16 protein-coding genes are annotated in these 18,702 nt (G+C 70.7%); 12 read left to right on the top strand and 4 right to left on the bottom strand.

The genetic code is table 11. From position 1 onward, the window contains the following. Nucleotides 1-99 precede the first annotated feature (99 nt). From ACFXQA_RS15130 to ACFXQA_RS15120, 3 genes are all read left to right on the top strand, one after another. Complete coding sequence (locus ACFXQA_RS15130; protein ID WP_394520720.1) at nt 100-1,158, top strand: SseB family protein; 1,059 nt, start codon at nt 100-102, stop codon at nt 1,156-1,158. A gap of 60 nt (nt 1,159-1,218) precedes the next feature. Next, nucleotides 1,219-2,247, top strand: a complete 1,029-nt coding sequence (ligD, locus tag ACFXQA_RS15125; RefSeq protein ID WP_394520719.1) for a non-homologous end-joining DNA ligase — start codon at nt 1,219-1,221, stop codon at nt 2,245-2,247. A gap of 162 nt (nt 2,248-2,409) precedes the next feature. Next, the gene (locus ACFXQA_RS15120) at nt 2,410-2,787 is read left to right on the top strand and encodes a hypothetical protein (protein WP_394520718.1); all 378 of its coding nucleotides are present in this window, start codon (nt 2,410-2,412) and stop codon (nt 2,785-2,787) included. Here ACFXQA_RS15120 and ACFXQA_RS15115 read toward each other — a convergent pair. The 3 genes from ACFXQA_RS15115 to ACFXQA_RS15105 form a co-directional block, all read right to left on the bottom strand. Further along, nucleotides 2,760-3,854 carry an ATP-dependent DNA ligase gene (locus ACFXQA_RS15115; RefSeq protein WP_394520717.1) on the bottom strand — a complete coding sequence of 365 codons (1,095 nt, stop codon included), beginning with the start codon at nt 3,852-3,854 and terminating at the stop codon, nt 2,760-2,762. The genes ACFXQA_RS15120 and ACFXQA_RS15115 overlap by 28 nt on opposite strands. A 4-nt stretch (nt 3,855-3,858) precedes the next feature. Beyond that, the gene (locus ACFXQA_RS15110) at nt 3,859-5,034 is read right to left on the bottom strand and encodes an AI-2E family transporter (RefSeq protein ID WP_394520716.1); all 1,176 of its coding nucleotides are present in this window, start codon (nt 5,032-5,034) and stop codon (nt 3,859-3,861) included. Nucleotides 5,035-5,095: 61 nt separating this feature from the next. Beyond that, nucleotides 5,096-6,334, bottom strand: a complete 1,239-nt coding sequence (locus tag ACFXQA_RS15105; RefSeq protein WP_394520715.1) for an acyl-CoA dehydrogenase family protein — start codon at nt 6,332-6,334, stop codon at nt 5,096-5,098. A gap of 105 nt (nt 6,335-6,439) precedes the next feature. Here ACFXQA_RS15105 and ACFXQA_RS15100 point away from each other — a divergent pair, with 105 nt between their 5' ends. The 7 genes from ACFXQA_RS15100 to purH all read left to right on the top strand — a co-directional run bounded on the left by ACFXQA_RS15100 (nt 6,440) and on the right by purH (nt 14,735). After that, complete coding sequence (locus ACFXQA_RS15100) at nt 6,440-7,972, top strand: FAD-dependent oxidoreductase (protein WP_394520714.1); 1,533 nt, start codon at nt 6,440-6,442, stop codon at nt 7,970-7,972. Between the two features lie 159 nt (nt 7,973-8,131). Next, nucleotides 8,132-9,295, top strand: coding sequence for an ADP-forming succinate--CoA ligase subunit beta (sucC, locus tag ACFXQA_RS15095; RefSeq protein ID WP_394520712.1), 1,164 nt, complete (start codon nt 8,132-8,134; stop codon nt 9,293-9,295). A 33-nt stretch (nt 9,296-9,328) separates the two neighbouring features. Next, nucleotides 9,329-10,231, top strand: coding sequence for a succinate--CoA ligase subunit alpha (gene sucD, locus ACFXQA_RS15090; RefSeq protein ID WP_394520711.1), 903 nt, complete (start codon nt 9,329-9,331; stop codon nt 10,229-10,231). Nucleotides 10,232-10,343: 112 nt separating this feature from the next. Then, nucleotides 10,344-10,784, top strand: coding sequence for a nitroreductase family deazaflavin-dependent oxidoreductase (locus ACFXQA_RS15085; RefSeq protein ID WP_394520710.1), 441 nt, complete (start codon nt 10,344-10,346; stop codon nt 10,782-10,784). Nucleotides 10,785-10,873: 89 nt separating this feature from the next. After that, nucleotides 10,874-12,469 carry a cell division protein PerM gene (locus ACFXQA_RS15080; RefSeq protein ID WP_394520709.1) on the top strand — a complete coding sequence of 532 codons (1,596 nt, stop codon included), beginning with the start codon at nt 10,874-10,876 and terminating at the stop codon, nt 12,467-12,469. Between the two features lie 4 nt (nt 12,470-12,473). Continuing rightward, nucleotides 12,474-13,121, top strand: coding sequence for a phosphoribosylglycinamide formyltransferase (gene purN / locus ACFXQA_RS15075; RefSeq protein WP_394520708.1), 648 nt, complete (start codon nt 12,474-12,476; stop codon nt 13,119-13,121). A 9-nt stretch (nt 13,122-13,130) separates the two neighbouring features. Continuing rightward, a complete protein-coding gene (gene purH, locus ACFXQA_RS15070; protein WP_394520707.1) occupies nt 13,131-14,735 on the top strand; it encodes a bifunctional phosphoribosylaminoimidazolecarboxamide formyltransferase/IMP cyclohydrolase in 1,605 nt (534 codons plus the stop codon). Nucleotides 14,736-14,779: 44 nt separating this feature from the next. Here the strand turns inward: purH and ACFXQA_RS15065 are convergent, their stop codons facing one another. Next, complete coding sequence (locus tag ACFXQA_RS15065; RefSeq protein ID WP_394520706.1) at nt 14,780-16,207, bottom strand: dihydrolipoyl dehydrogenase family protein; 1,428 nt, start codon at nt 16,205-16,207, stop codon at nt 14,780-14,782. A 354-nt stretch (nt 16,208-16,561) separates the two neighbouring features. On the opposite strand from ACFXQA_RS15065, the gene ACFXQA_RS15060 reads away from it, so the two are divergent. Continuing rightward, nucleotides 16,562-18,085: an AlkA N-terminal domain-containing protein gene (locus tag ACFXQA_RS15060; RefSeq protein WP_394520704.1), complete on the top strand. Its 1,524-nt coding sequence runs from the start codon at nt 16,562-16,564 to the stop codon at nt 18,083-18,085. Beyond that, nucleotides 18,082-18,648 (top strand): methylated-DNA--[protein]-cysteine S-methyltransferase, encoded by a 567-nt coding sequence (locus ACFXQA_RS15055; RefSeq protein WP_394520703.1) that lies wholly within the window; start codon nt 18,082-18,084, stop codon nt 18,646-18,648. Before ACFXQA_RS15060 ends, ACFXQA_RS15055 begins: the two co-directional genes overlap by 4 nt. Nucleotides 18,649-18,702: the final 54 nt, after the last annotated feature.

The raw sequence follows: 18,702 nt of genomic DNA, 5'->3' as shown, positions 1-18,702 counted from the left end.
TCCGGCGAGCGGTACACCCGGGGGCGACCACCGAGACGTCCCACCGTCGGGCGCGACCCGACCCCTCCTCGTCAGAGGGCGGCGGATAGGCTGGCTGCGATGGCTTTCTTCTCGCGTCGAAAGAACCCCGACCGTCCCGCGACCGCAGATGTCGACGGCGACGTCGATCCGCGTGGCGCCGCAGCTCGACCCCCGTCGACGCCACCCGACCCGGAAGCCTCCCCCGCCGCATCCGTCGGCATCTCCGTTTCCGCGTTCCGCGGCGTCGGTGCGGCTCCCGAGTCGCCGGCGTCGAATGCGCCGCCCGCCGCCCCCGCGCCGAACGTGGGCGGGCCGTCGCGCCCTCGCACGGTACCCGCCGAGGCCCCCGAGCCCACCGAGTCGATCCCCGGTGTCCACGACAACGTGCTGCTCCGCGATGCGCTCGCCGCTCTCCCCGACCCGCCGACGCCGACGTCGCTGATGAACGTGGCGCGCCAGCTGCTGCAGGGGCACCTGTACCTCCGGGTGAAGGGTGACGCGCGGACGTTGCTCGCCGAGGGGCGCGGGCTACCGCTGGCCGTGACCCGTCGTGGCGACAAGCAGCACGTGCTCGTGTACAGCTCGGGCGCGGCGCTGCAGGCGAGCGTCACGGCCGACGGCGACGCCGACACGTCTGCCGTGGCGCAGCCCGTGCTGACCGTGCTGCGGCACGTGCTCGACGGGCCCTACGACGGCATGGTGATCGACCCGTCGTCGGCGCCCGCACGCGCGGTGCTGCCGAAGCCGCTGCTTCAGCGCGCGGTCGATCAACTGCATGCGCCACTGACCCTCAAATCCCTTCTGGCCGGACCACGCGCCGACGATACGGCCGCGGCGGTCGCCGCGGCGCTGGGCGTCGCCCCGTTGTGGATCGCCGCCCGCCGCACGGACGAGGGCGGGCCCGTCGGAATCGCCGAGTCGCGCACCGCCGCCGGCGATCGGTACCTCGAGGTGTATTCGCATCCTCTCGAGGTTCTGAGCCTCGGACGCGGAGATCAGCCGCTTCCGGTCACCGTCGACCAGCTCGGGAGGGCCCTCGCGGCTGACACCGGTCTCACGGGAGTGATCGTCGACTCGGGCGGCCCGTGGATCCGTCTCTCCCGCGCAGAGTTGGCCGCTGTCATCCCCCAGGCGTAGGTCGCTTCCGTTGCCGTCGAAGGGGTGACGGATTCTGCGGGCTCGCTCTAGGGTCGGACAATGGCGTCTGCGCGCATCACCCTGACCGTTCCCGGCCCCGACGGTGAGCGCGAGGTGGGCCTTTCGAGTCCCGACAGAGTGCTGTGGCCGGAGTCGGGGATCACCAAGCGAGAACTCGCGGAGTACTTCATCGCTGTGGCCGCGCCGTTCCTCGCCGCCAACGGCAACCGTCCGGTCTCGCTCGAACGGTTTCCCGACGGCATCGACGGCGAGAGTTTCTTCTCGAAGAACCCCCCGAAGGGCGCGCCCGACTTCGTCGAGGCGGTCACCGTCACCTACAACAGCGGAAGAAAGCATCCGCAACTCGTCGTGACGGAGATCGCCGCGGCGGTGTGGGCAGCGCAGATGAACACCGTCGTCTTCCACCCCTGGGCCTCGCTCGCCGGTGACACCGACCACCCGGTCGAACTGCGCATCGACCTCGATCCCCAGCCGGGAACGGGATTTCGCGAGGTGGTCGCCGCCGCGCACGGGCTCCGCGAGGTGCTGCGCGAGGCGGGGCTCGAGCCCTGGGTCAAGACCAGCGGAAACCGCGGACTCCACGTCTTCTGTCCGATCGAGCCCACCCACGAGTTCCTCGACGTGCGCCATGCGGTGATCGCGGCCGCTCGAGAACTCGAACGACGCATGCCCGACCGCGTGACCACGAGCTGGTGGAAGGAGGAGCGGGGTGAGCGCATCTTCGTCGACTTCAACCAGGCGAACCGCGACCGGACGATGGCCGGGGCCTACTCGCCCCGCGCCCTGCCGGCGGCCACCGTGTCGACACCGGTGACCTGGGACGAACTCGACACGGTCGACGCGTCGGCCTTCACCGTGCGGTCGATTCCGGCGCGGCTCGCAGAGGTCGGCGATCCCTGGAAGGGGATGCTCGACGAGCCGAAGCCCATCGACGTGCTGCTGGGATGGTGGGAACGCGACCTGGGCGACGGCCTCGGCGAACTGCCGTTCCCTCCTGAGTTTCCGAAGATGCCGGGGGAGCCGCCCCGCGTACAGCCGTCGCGGGCCCGCCACCCCGAGCAGTCGTGAACTCCGCCGGCGAGGTGGTCGACGCGCGTCGTTCACCTCCGTGTCGCCTCTGCGACAACCGTGGTTGACCCGACGCAGGGTGAGCGCGGTAACGTGGGCCCAGGTGATGGACCGCTGAGCAACCTCGAGCGGTCGGCGCAGACCGAGAACCGGAGAGTACACATGCGGATATCAGGTCGACGAAAAGCACCGACGTTCATCGCGACGGCTCTGCTGGCGGCGGTGCTCGTGCTGCCCGCGACGGCCGCGATCGCCGGACCGACACAAGATGAAGAGTCGATGACGCTCGTCGTCGAGATTCCGGCGCGCACGCCTGCCCCGACACCCTCCGCGTCACCGACGACCGACGCTCCTCCGACTCCCACCCCGACGCCGACGGCGACATCGGGCCCCGACAACGATGCGTCCGGCGAACTGCCGCCGACAGGCGGCGAGGCCATGCTGTGGCTGCTGCTCGCCGGCGGTTCCGTCGTCGCGGTCGGCCTGATGGTCCGCAGCGTCGCCCGCGATCGTCAGTCCAACACCGCGCCCAGGTCGTAGGCCGACGCCACGTCGAGCTGTTCGTAGGTGCACGAGCGGGGTTCGCGGTCGGGTCGCCAGCGTTCGAACTGCACGGTGTGACGGAATCGATAGCCCTCGAGCTGGTCGTACTTCACTTCGAGGACGACCTCGGGGCGCAGGCGAACGAATGACACGTCTTTCGATGCCGAGAACCGCGAGCGATCCGTCTCACCCGTGACCGCGTCGCCGGCATCGTCGCGCACGACGTGGGGGGCGAGCTCGTCGATGAGCGAGAGCCGGCGTTCGTTGCTCCACGCCGCGACACCGCCGACACCCATCAGGGTGCCCTCAGCGGTGTAGAGGCCCACCAGAAGCGACCCCACGCCCTTGCCCGACTTGTGCACGCGGTAACCGAGCGCGACGACATCGGCGGTGCGGGCATGCTTGATCTTGAACATGGTGCGCTTGTTCGGGGAGTACGGCTGGGCGAGCGGCTTGGCGACGACGCCGTCGAGCCCGGCGCCCTCGAACTCTGCCAGCCAGCGACGTGCGACGTCGGGGTCGTCCGACGTGCGGGTGACGTGTATCGGCCCGCGCGTCCCGAAGTCCGGCAGGTCACCCGAGCCGTCTGCGGAGAGGGCCCGCGAAAGGCCCCCCAGCAGGTCGACCAACTCGGCGCGGCGGGTGGAGAACGGCTCGGGCTGCAGGTCGCGGTCGCCGCGCGCGAGCAGATCGAACGCGATGAACATCGCCGGGGTCTGGTCGGCCAGGAGCGCGACCCGCGACGCCGCCGGGTGGATGCGCTGCGACAACGACTCCCAATCGAGGCGTTCCGCACCGGCTTCACCCCGCGCCACGACGATCTCGCCGTCGATCAGACACGGTTCCGGCAGTAACCGGGAGAACGCCTCGACGAGTTCGGGAAAGTACCGTGTGAGGGGCTTCGCGCCGCGGCTGCCGATCTCGACGTCGGTGCCGTTCCACGACACCAGTGCGCGGAACCCGTCCCACTTCGGTTCGTAGCTCAGCCCGCCTTCGACCTTCGAGGGAGGAGGCACGTCGGGTACGGATTTCGCGAGCATGGGAGCCGGGATGTCGTACCCCACGGCGTCACCCCTCGCCACCCGCGAGCGGGACCGGATGCGCGCGCTTCTTGCGCTGGGCCCACTCGGCAGGCTCATCGGTTCCGTTCCAGACCGAGACGATGCCCCACACGACCGCGGTGAGCGGTACGGCGAGGAGCGTTCCGAGGATGCCACCGATCGCGGTGCCGCCGGCGAGGACGACGAGGATCACGAACGAGTGCAGTCGCATCGTGCGACCCATCAGCACGGGCTGCAAGAAGTTGCCCTCGAGCTGGTTCACGACGAGGACAACACCGACGACGGCCAGCGCGACCCACGGGCCGTTGGCGACGAGCGCGACGAGGGCCGCGAGGACTCCCGCCGTCACCGCACCGACGATCGGGATGAACGCCAGGAGGAAGACCAGAACCGCGAGCGGAAGGGCGAGCGGCACTTGGAAGATGAGGAGCCCGATGAAGATTCCGATGGCGTCGACGGCGGCGACCGCGGCCGTGCCGCGGACGTACGAACCGAGCACGGTGACCGTCTTGTCGCCGATACGGCGGGCACGGTCGTAGTCGCTGCCGCGGAACGGGCGGAGGACGAACTCCCACATGCGCGGGCCGTCTTTAAGGAAGAAGAAGAGGATGACGATCAGCAGGACGAAGCCGGTGACGAACGAGGCGACCGCGCTCACTCCCGCCAGCGCACCGGAGCCGAACTGGGCGCTGGTGACGAAGTCGCCGATGGCCGCGAGGGCACTGTCGATCTGGTCGGGCGGGATCGAGAATGGCAGCGTGTGGTACCAGTCCACTGCCTGCGAGAAGCCGTCCTGCGCCTGCGAGTAGAGGTCGTCCCACTGGTCGATGACCGCCCGCACCACCAGCCAGCCGAGACCGGTCAGCACGAGGACCACGGCAAGGAGCGTCAGCAGGGTGGCGATGAGAGAAGGCACGCCTTTACGCCGCATCCACATCGTGAACGGCCCGAAAGCAGAGGCGAAGATGAGCGCGAGGATGAGCGGGATCACGACGAGGGTCACCTGACGGATTCCCCAGACGATCCCCACCAGCAGCGCGACGACGATGATGATCTGCACGCCGCGCACGGCGAGACGACCGAATCCGTCGGCCCAGAGGCTGCGGGGCGGGTGATCGGTGGTGTGCTCGATGGCAGACGCGATGGCGCCCTCGTTCACGGGCTTGCGACGGAACAGACTCATGCTCCGAAGGTAGCCGTTCGGTGCTGGCGCGCGTGGGGGTTGCGGCCGGGGTGGACCGTGCTCAGGCGAAGGCGCTCATCCCCGTGATGTCGCGACCGAGAAGCAGCGCCTGCACGCTCTCGGTGCCCTCGTAGGTGTGGATGGCCTCGATGTCGGCCATGTGCTGCATCACGCCGTTCTCGAGAAGGATGCCGTTACCGCCCAGCAGGTCGCGGGCTGTCGCCGCCACCCGACGCGCCGCCCGCGTGTTGTGGTACTTCGCGAGCGATGCCTGGGTGGGCCGCAGACCGCCGGATGCTTCGAGGTCGGCCAGTCGTCGGCAGTAGAGCTGCATAGCCGTCAGATCGGCGAGCATCTGCGTCAGGCGCTCCTGGATCAGCTGGAACTTCGCGAGGGGCTTTCCGAACTGCACCCGCTGGGTCGCGTACGACAGGGCGGCCTCGTAGCACGCGGTCGCGTGTCCGAGGGCTGACCACGCGACCCCGGAGCGCGTCGCGTAGAGGACGGTCGACGCATCCTTGAAGCTCCGGCTTCCGGGAAGAACGGCGTCGAGCGGGAGCCGCACATCGTCGAGCGCGATGTGGGCCTGGTGGATGGCGCGCAGCGAGACTTTTCCGGGGATCACGGTCCCCGTGTACCCCGGCGTGGACTGCTCGACGAGGAAGCAGCGCACCGCCCCGTGCTCGGGGGCGCCCTCGTCGTCGACACGCGCCCAGACGAAGGTGATGCCGCCGGAGGCGCCGCTGCCGATCCACTTCTTGGTACCCCGGAGCACCCACTCGTCGCCGTCGCGGCGCGCCACCGTATCGAGCGACACCGAATCGGAGCCGTGATCGGGTTCGGTCAGGGCGAAAGCGCCCAGCACGGCGCCTCGCGACAGCGGCTGCAGCCACCTGTCGCGCTGAGCAGCCGAACCGAAGAGGGCGAGGGTGCGGAGCGCGAGCCCGCCCTGCACGGCCACGATCGTGCCGAGCGAGCCATCGCCGCGCGAGACCTCCATGTTGATCAGCCCGGCCGCGAGCGGGGAGGAGACAGGAAGCTCGGGATCGTCGATGCCGTCGGCGAACAACTCCAGCTCGCCCATGCGCGGCACGAGGTCGACCGGATAGTCGGCCGCGTCCCACGCCGCCTGCATGCGCGTCCCCACCTCGTCGATGAAGGTCTGCGCGCGCTTCCAGGCGTCGAGGTCGGCTCCTTCGACGTCTGCGAAGACGGCGTAGTAGTCGGTGCCCCGCCGGCCGAGCACGTCGTAGTGCGAAACGGTTTCACCGGGGAGGGAAGAAGCAGCAGCATCGCTCATGGGATCCACGCTACCGACTCGGGAGGGCGCGGGAGCGGATGCTTCGCCGCGGACGCCGTGTCAACCCACCTGCACCGTGCTGCCGGCCCGCGTTGACTGGCCGTCATGACCTCGCTGTGGACGCACGATCTCCCGCCCGTGACCGGCGCGACACTCGAGGCGGGGAGCTCTCACGACGTCGTCGTCGTGGGTGCCGGCATCACGGGTCTCTCCACCGCGCTGATGCTGGTGCGAGCCGGGGTCGACGTGGCCGTCATCGAGAAGGGTGAGGTGGCCGAACTCGCCACCGGCTCGAACACCGGCAAGGTTTCGCTGCTGCAGGGCACGACGCTCTCGGAACTCCGGCGTCACCACCCCGCGGGACTCGTTCGTGCCTATGTGGAGGCGAACCGGTCGGGCGCGGACTGGGTGGCCGACACGGCACGCGATCTGGGCGTACCCGTGGCGCGCCGCACGGCCTACACGTACGCGCAGGAGGGGAGCGGAATCCGCGCCGTCCAGGACGAGCACGCCGCGGCTGTCGAAGCGGGTCTGGACACGCGCATCGTGGGGGTCGCCGAGATGGCAGACGCCCCGTTCCCGATCACCCGGGCCGTCGCACTCGACGATCAGATCGCGCTCGACCCCGCTCGCTTCGCCCGGGCGCTCGCCGAGGCGTTCGTGGCGGCCGGCGGACGCCTGTACACGCGGACCCCGGTGCGCCGCGTCAGCGTGATTCCGCGTCCGACGGTCGAGACCGATGCGGGGGAGCTCTTCGCCGATCGGATCGTGCTCGCGACGGCGACCCCGATCATGGACCGCGGGCTCTATTTCGCGAAGACGAGCGGGCTGCGTTCGTCGTGCGTCTCGTTCCAGCTCGAGGGGGAGACCGTCGAGGGCATGTACCTGTCGGCGGATGCCCCGACGCGTTCCATCCGTCTCGTCCAAGAGGGAGAGCGCGCCGTCGGCGGCGCCCAGCTGATCATCGGCGGGGCCGGACACCCCGTCGGACGCGAAGATTCGGAGCGGGCGCTGGTGGACGAACTCGTGGCGTGGGCGCGACGATATCTTCCGGTGGGCGAGGAGACGCACCGATGGTCGGCGCAGGATTACCGATCGCACAACCTCGTGCCGTTCATCGGGACGATGCCGCGCACGCTCGGCCGGGTGAGCTTCGCGACCGGTTATGCCAAATGGGGCCTCACGAACGGGCCGGCGGCGGCGATGCGCCTCGTGTCCGAGCTGCGCGGCGAGAAGCGGAGCGCGCAACCGACCTGGATGACCGTGATCGGCACCCGCATGACGATGCCGGCAGACCTCGCCCTCGGCGCCGCGGAGAATGCGTCCGTGGCCGCGGAGGCGGCGCGCGGGTGGATAGGGGCGGAGTCGGCCCCGGTGCCCGTGCCCCGGCCCGCCGAGGGAGTCGGCGTCGTCGCCCAGCGCGGTGGACGCCCGGTGGGGGTGTCGACGGCGAACGGGCTGACGCGCGCCGTCGACGCGATCTGCCCGCACCTCGGTGGGGTCCTCGCGTGGAACGATCTCGAGTGCACGTGGGATTGTCCCCTGCACGCCTCGCGGTTCGCCGCCGACGGAACGCGCATCGAAGGTCCGGCGACCACCGATCTGCGCCGTCTCGACGGCGGTGCGCGCAAGATCTGATGCGGGGTCTTTGCGCGAGCGGGGTGAGCGCCCGCCGCATCCAGACCCGAACCGCGGTCGGGTCTGAGAGCGCACGGTAGTAGGCTGACCGATGGTCGATCTCTTGATATCAAGACGTTTCCGGCCACACTCTCCCCGTCGTCCAGCGAAGGATTCTCCGTGGATCTGTACGAGTACCAGGCACGCGATCTGTTCGAAAAGTACGAGGTACCGGTACTTGCCGGCATCATCGCCGACACTCCCGAGGAGGCGAAGGCGGCCGCTGAGAAGCTGGGCGGCGTCGTCGTCGTCAAGGCCCAGGTCAAGGTCGGCGGCCGCGGAAAGGCCGGCGGCGTGAAGGTCGCCAAGACCCCCGACGAGGCCTTCGAGGCAGCGCGGGCCATCCTGGGTCTCGACATCAAGGGTCACGTCGTGAAGCGCGTCATGGTCGCCGCCGGCGCACGCATCGCGAAGGAGTTCTACTTCTCGGTGCTGCTCGACCGGTCGAACCGCTCGTACCTGAGCCTCGCCAGCGTCGAAGGCGGTATGGAGATCGAGCAGCTCGCCGTCGAGAAGCCCGAGGCGTTGGCCCGCATCGAGGTCGATCCCATCGAGGGCATCACCATCGAGAAGGCACTCGAGATCGCGAAGGCCGGCGGCTGGGACGACGAACTCGCCCCGAAGGTCGCCGACGTATTCGTGAAGCTCTACGCCGTGTACACCGGCGAAGACGCGACGCTGGTCGAGGTCAACCCGCTCGTCCAGACCGAAGACGGTGACATCGTCGCCCTCGACGGCAAGGTCTCGCTCGACGAGAACGCCGCGTTCCGCCACCCCGAGCACGAGGCGCTCGAAGACAAGGACGCCGCCGATCCGCTCGAGGCCAAGGCCAAGGAGCACGACCTCAACTACGTCAAGCTCGACGGCCAGGTCGGAATCATCGGCAACGGAGCGGGGCTCGTCATGTCGACCCTCGACGTCGTCGCCTACGCCGGCGAGAAGCACGGCGGCGTGAAGCCCGCGAACTTCCTCGACATCGGCGGCGGAGCTTCGGCGACGGTCATGGCCGCCGGCCTCGACGTCATCCTCGGCGACGAGCAGGTCAAGAGCGTGTTCGTCAACGTCTTCGGCGGGATCACCTCGTGCGTCGCCGTCGCCGACGGCATCGTCAAGGCCCTCGAGATCCTCGGCGACACGGCCTCGAAGCCGCTCGTCGTGCGCCTCGACGGCAACCAGGTCGAAGAGGGTCGCGCGATCCTCGCCGCCGCCAACCACCCGCTCGTCACCCTCGCCGCCGGTATGGACGAGGGCGCCGACAAGGCCGCCGCGCTGGCGAACGCCTGACCCCTCAGCATCCCGGATCTAGGAACTAGGACTATGTCGATCTACCTCAACAAGGACTCCAAGGTCATCGTCCAGGGCATCACCGGCGGCGAGGGCACCAAGCACACCGCGCTGATGTTGAAGGCGGGCACCCAGGTCGTCGGCGGTGTCAACGCCCGCAAGGCCGGCACCACCGTGACCCACAAGGACGTCGACGGCAACGACGTCGAGCTCCCCGTCTTCGCTTCGGTCGCCGAGGCGATCGAGAAGACGGGCGCCGACGTGTCGATCGCCTTCGTGCCGCCCGCATTCACGAAAGACGCCATGATCGAGGCCATCGACGCCGAGATCGGCCTGCTCGTCGTGATCACCGAGGGAGTGCCCGTCGGTGACACCGCCGAGGCGTGGGCGTACGCGAAGTCGAAGGGCGAGACGACCCGCATCATCGGGCCGAACTGCCCCGGCATCATCACGCCGGGCGAGGCCCTCGTCGGGATCACCCCCGCGAACATCACCGGCAAGGGACCCATCGGCCTCGTGTCGAAGTCGGGCACCCTGACCTACCAGATGATGTTCGAGCTGCGCGACCTCGGCTTCTCGACCGCCATCGGCATCGGCGGCGACCCGGTCATCGGCACCACTCACATCGACGCGCTCGCCGCTTTCGAGGCCGACCCCGAGACCCAGGCGATCGTCATGATCGGCGAGATCGGCGGCGACGCCGAAGAGCGGGCGGCCGACTTCATCAAGGCGCACGTGACGAAGCCCGTCGTGGGGTACGTCGCAGGGTTCACGGCGCCGGAGGGCAAGACCATGGGCCACGCGGGTGCCATCGTCTCGGGCTCGGCGGGCACCGCGCAGGCCAAGAAGGAGGCCCTCGAGGCCGCCGGCGTCAAGGTCGGCAAGACCCCGAGCGAGACAGCGGCGCTCATGCGCGAGGTGATCGCCGCGCTGTAAGCAGCGCAGCGACCGACATTTCAGACGGGCGGATGCTGCGGCAGGCTCAGCGGAGACGCTGGCCACGGCCGCAGCATCCGCCCTCTCTCATCGGCGCCATAGGGTGGGAGACATGCCACTTTCCGGGGAATACCTGCCGAGTACATCTGAATGGGCGCGCACCCAGGCTGAAACCTTCGAGGCCACCGGCGGTGCCGAAGCCGCCGAGTTGCGGGGTGTTCCGATCATCGTGCTCACCTCGATCGGGGCGAAGTCGGGTGCATTGCGAAAGACCGCTCTGATGCGGGTGGAGCACGAGGGCAGCTACGCGGTGGTCGCCTCGCAGGGCGGAGCGCCGAAGGCGCCGGCCTGGTACTGGAACCTGGCGAAGAACCCGCAGGTGGAGCTTCAAGACGGTGCGGTGACCCGCGACTATCTCGCGCACGAAGCCACGGGTGAGGAGTACACCGCCTGGTGGGCACGGGCGACGGCGGTCTGGCCGGACTACGACGTCTACCAGACCAAGACCGATCGGCGCATCGCCGTCTTCGTGCTCGATCCGGTCACCGGCTGACCCGCGCGCACTCTCGCCGCCCTCGGGGGCGTGGTGTTCCGCCGTGCCGCCGCAAGACCCGCCGTCGCCGCGGGTAGGGTCGTTCGGGCATGCATCGCCTTCTCGTCGCCCTGCTCGCCGCCCTCGACGCCGTCATCGCGGCCGCGGGCGGCGTCGCCATCGTGCTCGCGCCGCTCACGCTCCTCTGGGTCGTCGGTCTCGGATCCGGGGCGGACTGGGCCGCGCTGTGGCCTGCGAGCGGTGCCGTATGGCAGCTCGGCCACCTCGTACCGCTCGCGGTCACGCTGCCGGCCGAATACCTCACCCTCACCGGTATCGACCCGGCGGCGGCGTCGTTCACCCTGTCGCTGGCCCCGCTCGCGCTCGCGGTGTTCACCGGAGCATTCGCTGCGCGCTCCGGTCGGCGAGCCGCGCAGGCCGGGGCACCGGCGACGGGGGCGGTCACCGGAACCCTCGTCTTCACGGCCCTCGCGACGGTCGTCGCGCTGACGACCGTCAACACCCTCGCGACCGCGGAGCTCTGGCGGGCGATCCTCTACCCCGCGCTCGTCTTCGGCCTCCCGGCCCTCACCGCAGCGTTCATCGAGGGCTGGCGTCTCGAAGAGCGGGGCGCGATCGCGCGCCTGCGCACGTGGACGCAGCGGGGTGCCTGGGGCGCGCTGCCCGCCCTCATCGTGCGCGGAACCGCCGTGGCCGCGACGGGGCTCCTCGGTGTCGGCGCGGCCGTCTCGGGTGTGGCGGTGCTGCTCAGCGGCGGCGAGGTGGTCGCCCTCTTCGAGGCCGCGCACGTCGACGCGGTCGGGGTCGTCGTGCTCGCCCTCGCGCAGCTCGCCTACCTCCCCACCCTGATCATGTGGGGGCTCGCGTTCGTCGCGGGCCCGGGTTTCGCGGTCGGTGCCGGCTCCGCCGTTTCGCCCGCCGGAACACAGGTCGGCGTGCTGCCCGGCATACCCGTGCTCGGAGCGGTGCCCGAGTCGTCGACGCCGTGGCTTCTGCTCCTCGCGCTTCTGCCGGTGGGTGTGGGGGTGCTCACCGGGTGGATGCTGCGCTCACGCCTGGCAGCGAGGCCGAGTGCCCTGGCTGACCACGACGGCGGGTTCGGCGTGCGTCTCGTTCTCGCGGTGGCGGTGTCGGTCGTGACGGCGGGGCTCGCCGCGCTGTTCGCCGCCCTCGCTTCGGGTTCGATCGGGCCCGGGAGGCTCGCCGAGCTCGGACCACAGCCGGGTGTCGTCGCCCTCGCGATCGGCACCGAGATCCTGGTCGGGGCCGCCATCCTCCTGCTTCTGCCGCGACGGGCCGAAGCGGCACGCAGCGCGGTGGCGACGACATCCGCCCCCGTCGAGCGCTCCGACTCCACCGCGTCAGGGCTCGACGCGTGGGAGCGGCTCGCCGCAGCGCATCCGTTCTCGTCGGCAGAGCGGCCCTTCCCGGCGACGGACCCGTGGCAAGCGCCGGGCGCGTCGAGTGGCGATGCCGAAACCGGCGCGGTGTCGTCGCAGGACGACGACGCGGGGATGCCCGAAGCCGGAGCGCCCGCCGAGCCGGGCGCCGGGCCGGGCGCCGAGAGGGACGCTGATGCGACCGAGCCGATCCCCGGGTTCGAGCGCGGGGGAGGCGCGAGTGGTGGTGCCGAGGGGGGCGACGAAACGCCCGACGGGCGTCCGCCGCACCCATCGGTAGACTGACCGGGTGCTCACGGTCGCGGTTCTCATCTCGGGCACGGGATCGAACCTGCGGGCGCTCCTCGAGGCAACGGCGGCGCCCGCCTTCCCCGCCCGTGTCGTCGTCGTCGGTGCCGACCGCGAGGCCGAAGGATTCGCCCACGCCGAGGCCTTCGGCATCCCGACCTTCCTCGTCGCGTACGAGCAGTTCGATTCGCGAGACGAGTGGGGCGGCGAACTCCTCGAGCAGCTGGCCGTCTGGAAGCCCGATCTCGTCGTGCTGAGCGGAATGATGCGTGTTCTGCCGCCCGCGGTGGTCGCCGCGTGGTCGCCGCGATTGATCAACACCCACCCGGCGTTCCTTCCCGAGTATCCCGGCGCGCACGGGGTGCGCGACGCCCTCGCCGCGGGAGCGACCGAGACCGGCGCGACCGTCCACATCGTCGACAACGGCGTCGACACGGGGCCCATCCTGGCGCAGGAGCGGGTGGCCGTGCTGCCCGGCGATGACGCGCACCGTCTGCACGACCGCATCAAACCCGTCGAACGCCGACTGCTCGTCGATGTGGTCCGCCGCATCGCGACCCGAGAACTCGACCTCGCCGCGGCCTCGGCCGCCGCCCTCGTACTGAGCCAGTCTCGACGAGACGAAGCATCCACCCCTGACAGACCCTAGGAGCCCCCCATGGCCGGACCCCGGCACGACCCCGCTCTCTACCGCGACCGTGACGTCGTGGCGATCCGCCGTGCGCTGGTGTCGGTGAGCGACAAGACCGACCTGCTGCGTCTCGCCGAGGCCCTGGCCGGCGCGGGCGTCGAGATCGTGTCGACCGGATCGACCGCCGCGACGATCCGCGAAGCCGGGCACGCCGTCACCGACGTGTCGGCGGTCACCGGGTTTCCCGAGTCGCTCGACGGCCGGGTGAAGACCCTCCACCCGGGCGTGCACGCGGGCCTCCTCGCCGACCTGCGCCTCGAAAGCCATGAGCGCCAGCTCGACGACCTCGGCATCGCGCCGTTCGAGCTGGTGGTCGTGAACCTCTACCCGTTCGTCGAGACGGTCGCCTCGGGGGCCGAAGGCGACGACGTCGTCGAGCAGATCGACATCGGCGGGCCGGCGATGGTGCGTGCGGCCGCGAAGAACCACGCGAACGTCGCCATCGTCGTCTCACCCGAGTCGTACCCGACCGTGATCGACGCGCTCGGCACGGGCGGTACGAACCTCGCGCAGCGTCGGGAACTCGCGGCACGCGCGTTCTCTCACACCGCCGCCTACGACACCGCGGTGTCGACGTGGTTCGCCGACGGCACGCTCGCGTCGGACGACCTTCCGGCGCACCTCACCATTGCCGCCGAGTGGCTCTCGACCCTCCGGTACGGCGAGAACTCGCACCAGCGCGCCGCGATCTACTCCCGCGCCGGTGGCCACGGCATCGCGCAGGCGCGACAGCTGCAGGGCAAGGGAATGTCGTACAACAACTACGTCGACGCGGATGCCGCGCTGCGTGCCGCGTTCGACATGGTCAAGCCGGCGGTGGCGATCATCAAGCACGCCAACCCGTGCGGCATCGCCGTGTCGGCGCCGAACGCCCTCGACGAGATCGCGAGCGCCCACCTGCGCGCGCACGAGTGCGACCCCGTCTCGGCCTTCGGTGGGGTCATCGCCGCCAACCGCACCGTGACCCTGAAGATGGCCGAGAACCTGCGGGACATCTTCACCGAGGTCATCATCGCGCCCGACTTCGAGCCCGAAGCGCTCGAGGTCTTCAAGCTCAAGCAGAACCTGCGCGTGCTGTGCCTGCCCGAGGACTGGGAGCGGGAGCGACTCGACGTGCGCCTGGTATCGGGTGGGCTGCTGCTGCAGGATGCCGACCGCTTTCCCGACGACATCGACTCGGTCGCGAAGGACTGGGAGCTCGTGTCGGGCGAGCGCCCGGCCGAGAGCGAGATGCAGAACCTCATCTTCGCCTGGAAGTCCTGCCGCGCGGTGAAGTCGAACGCCATCGTGCTCGCGAAAGGCTCGGCCACCGTCGGGATCGGGATGGGCCAGGTCAACCGCGTCGATTCGTGCCGTCTCGCCGTCGAGCGTGCGGGGGATCGGGCCGCCGGCTCGGTCGCCGCATCCGACGCCTTCTTCCCTTTCGCCGACGGCCCGCAGGTGCTGCTCGACGCCGGGGTCTCTGCGATCGTCCAGCCCGGCGGTTCGGTGCGCGACCAGGAGGTCATCGACGCGGCCCGCGCGGCCGGGGTGACGATGTTCTTCACGGGCGAGCGGCACTTCTTCCACTGACGCAGGTCTGCCGACGGGTCTGCGCCGGGCGGCGGGCCGGCGGGTCAGGGAGTCGGGCGGCCGTAGGTCTCGAGCAGGCGCAGCCAGACCTCGCTGACGGTGGGGTACGACGGCACGGCGTGCCAGAGGCGGGCGAGCGGCACCTCGCCGACGATCGCGATCGTGGCGGAGTGCAGCAGCTCGGCGACCTCGGGGCCGACGAACGTCGCGCCGATGATCGTGCCCCGGTCTTCGTCGACGATCGCGCGGGCCTGTCCCTCGTACGAGTCCGACTGTTCGCTGGCACCGGCGATCCACGACAGGTCGTAGTCGAGGACACGGATGCGGCGGCCGGCCTTCTCGGCGGATGCCGCGGTGAATCCGACGGACGCGACCTCGGGGTCGGTGAACGTCACCTGCGGCACGGCTTCGTTGTCGGCGGTCGCGACGTGGGCGCCCCACGGCGCATCATCGACCGTCGTGCCCTGCGCCCGAGCGGCGATGACGTCGCCCGCAGCCCGCGCCTGGTACTTGCCCTGGTGGGTGAGAAGCGCACGGTGGTTCACGTCTCCGACCGCGTACAGCCAGTCGGTGCCGCGGACGAGCAGGGTGTCGTCGACGTCGAGCCATGAGCCTGCCTCGAGCCCCACGGCCTCGAGACCCAGTTCGCCGGTGCGGGGCACCCGCCCGGTCGCGACGAGGACCTCCTCGGCTTCGACGGTCGTTCCGTCCGACAGCTCGACCACGGCGAGGCCGCCGTCGGTGCGGTGGGCCGAGACCGCATCGACACCGGTCTTCACCACGGCACCGAGGCGGGTGAGGGATGCGGCGACCAGCTCGCCGGCGAAGGGTTCGTCGTTCGCGAGCAGCCCCGAGCGGGCGATGAGGGTGACGGCGCAGCCGAAGCTCGCGTAGGCGGTCGCCATCTCGGCGCCGACGACGCCCCCGCCCAGGATCGCGAGCGACGCCGGAATCTTCTGTGCGCCGGTCGCCTCCCGGCTGGTCCACGGCGAGATGTCGCGAAGGCCCGGAATGTCGGGAAGGAGCGCCGCGGTGCCCGTGCACACGGCGACGGCGTGGCGTGCGACGAGGTCGGTCGTGCTGCCGTCGTCGGCCGTGACCCGCACGGTCTTCTCACCCGTCAGGGCGCCGTAGCCGCGGACAAGGTCGATGTTCGCGCCCTGCAGCCACTCGACCTGGCTCGAGTCGTCCCAGTCGTGCGTCATGGTGTCGCGACGGCGAAGCACGGCGGCGACGTCGAGGTCACCCGTGACGGCCTGCTTGGCGCCGTCGACCGCCTGCGCTGCGCGAAGAGCGGCTCCGCTGCGCAGCAGCGCTTTCGACGGCATGCACGCCCAGTACGAGCACTCGCCCCCGACGAGTTCGGCTTCGACGATCACCGCCGTCAGGCCCCTCTGCACGGCGCGGTCGGCAACGTTCTCTCCGACGGGTCCGGCTCCGATGACGATGAGGTCGTATTCGCGTGCGCTCATGGTCGACACGCTACCGCCGGGAGAACGGGTCAGGGCCGGGCTTGCGGATCGCCCGTCCGAGCCGCCGGCCGCACCGCCCCCGCCCACCCCGCCCGCCCCCAAGCCGCCCCCGCCCGCCCCAAAGCCGCCCCCGCCCCGCCCCCCCGTGCACTGACTCAGGCTCGATGCGCCGGCCGGCCGAACGCGGCCCCGTGTTCACGCGGAACGGCCGACCCCGGGCTGCAACGAGCCTGAGTTAGTGCGGAGGCCAGCCGACGACGCGAACCTCAAGGCACAGACCGGGTCGTCGGGCACGGGCACGGCGGTGTCCGATTTCCGCCAGCCGGTGTCGGTGGGCGGTGGCAGGCTGGGGGCATGGCCATGAGCTTCTCCGAGCGCTATCGCGTGATCCAGTCGCGTGACCGCCGCTTCGACGGGCAGTTCGTCACCGCGGTCAGCTCGACGGGCATCTACTGCCGGCCGAGCTGCCCGGCCCGCACGCCGAAAGAGGCCAACGTCTCGTTCTATGCGACGTCGGCCGCCGCGCACGAGGCCGGGTACCGGGCCTGCAAGCGGTGCCTCCCGGAGGCTGCTCCCGGCTCGCCCGAGTGGAACCTCCGCGGCGACGTGACCGCCCGCGCCATGCGCCTCATCGCCGACGGAGTGGTCGATCGCGAGGGCGTACCGGGCCTCGCCCGCCGTCTGGGGTACTCCTCGCGACACCTGACACGACTGCTGACCGGCGAGTTGGGAGCGGGCCCTCTCGCTCTCAGCCGGGCGCACCGGGCGCACACGGCACGGATGCTGCTGGTCGGCACCGATCTGCCCGCCGCCGACGTGGCCTTCTCGGCGGGGTTCACGAGCGTCCGTCAGTTCAACGAGACGGTGGGCGAGGTCTTCGGGATGCCGCCGACGCAACTCCGTGCCCGCCGCAGATCACACGACAGCACCCCGGGTCAGATCGATCTCGTGCTGCCGCATCGCGGTCCGCTCGACTCCGCCGGATTGTTCGGGTGGATGGCCGCGCACGCCATCGGCGGCGTGGAAGACGCGTCGGCGACGTCATTCGCCCGCACGCTCATGCTCGACGGCGGCCCGGCGTGGTTCGCGCTGACGGTCGACGCGGAGGGGCGGGTGCGCATGCGAGCGCGGTTGTCGCAGCTGTCCGACCTCGCCACGCTCATCACCCGCGCCCGGCGCCTGTTCGACCTCGATGCCGATCCGATCGCCGTCGATACGGCGCTGGCGCAGCATCCGCTCGTCGCCCCGCTGGTCGCTCGCATTCCCGGCGTCCGCATGCCGGGCAGCGTCGACCCGCACGAGATGCTCATCCGCGCCATGATCGGCCAGCAGATCAGTGTTGCCGCCGCCCGCACCGTGATGACTCGGTTGGCCGACGCCCTCGGCGAGAGAGTCGAGGGAGACGCCGGCACGACCGTGCTGTTCCCGACGATGGCCGCCATCGCCGAGCGGGGATACGACGTGCTCCGGGGCCCGGCGGCCCGTGTGCGGGCGATCGTCGAGGCTGCCGAAGCGCTGGCGAGCGGAGCGCTCGACCTGAGCGCGGGAGACGACGCCGTCGAGCAACGCGCGACGCTGATGGCGCTGCGCGGCGTCGGTCCGTGGACCGCCGACTACGTGCGCATGCGGGTGCTCGGCGACCCCGACGTGCTGCTTCCCGGCGACATCGCCGCGCGCGCGGGCGCCGCTGCCGCGGGCATCCCCGCCGATGCGGTCGGGCTCACCGAGTGGGCCGCGCGAGCCGCGCCCTGGCGCAGCTACCTCATGTCGCATCTGTGGTTCGCGGCTCCCGTCACCCAGGCGTGGCGCGCGACGCCCGCCTCCGTGCTCCCTACCCCCGTGCCTTCTGCCCCCGTCACGCCCGAGGAGAACCCATGACCACCGCGACGATCCAGACGATCGACACCCCCGACGGGCCCTTCACGATCCTGAGCGACGAGGTCGGCCGCGTGCTCTCGTCGGGGTGGACGGCCGACGAAGAGACCATCCTCGGGCGGCTTCCGGTGACCCGGCGTCCGTCCCAGATCGTCGAGGGGCGAACGGATGCGGCGGCTGCCGCCCTCGCTTATTACGACGGCGACGTCACCGCCATCGACGAGGTCGCCGTCGCGCAGACCGGCACGGCGCTGCAGCTCGCAGGATGGGCGGCGCTCCGACGGATCGCGCCGGGCGAACCGCTTTCCTACACGGGGTTCGCCGCGGTATTGGGGCAACCGCGGGCTGTGCGGGCGGCGGCATCCATCTGCGCCCGCAACGCCCCGGCGCTCTTCGTCCCGTGCCACCGCGTGTTCCGCACCGACGGATCGCTGGGCGGGTTCGCCTGGGGGCTCGACGTCAAACGCAGCCTGCTCGACCGCGAAGCCGCCTGGCCGGGTCGCGGGCTGTCGAGGCGAGCGGCGCGAGGGCTGTATTCTGGACGGCTGCCCGCGCGTCGGGCATAACTCCCCCCGCAAGAGCGTTGCGGCTGGGAGCACCTGTCCGGTCGTCCCCCGACG

The organism is Microbacterium shimangi (genome assembly GCF_043556445.1).
GTDB lineage: Bacteria > Actinomycetota > Actinomycetes > Actinomycetales > Microbacteriaceae > Microbacterium.
The sequence above is the reverse complement of the archived record's forward strand: the minus strand, read 5'-3'. Positions and strand labels throughout refer to the sequence as shown.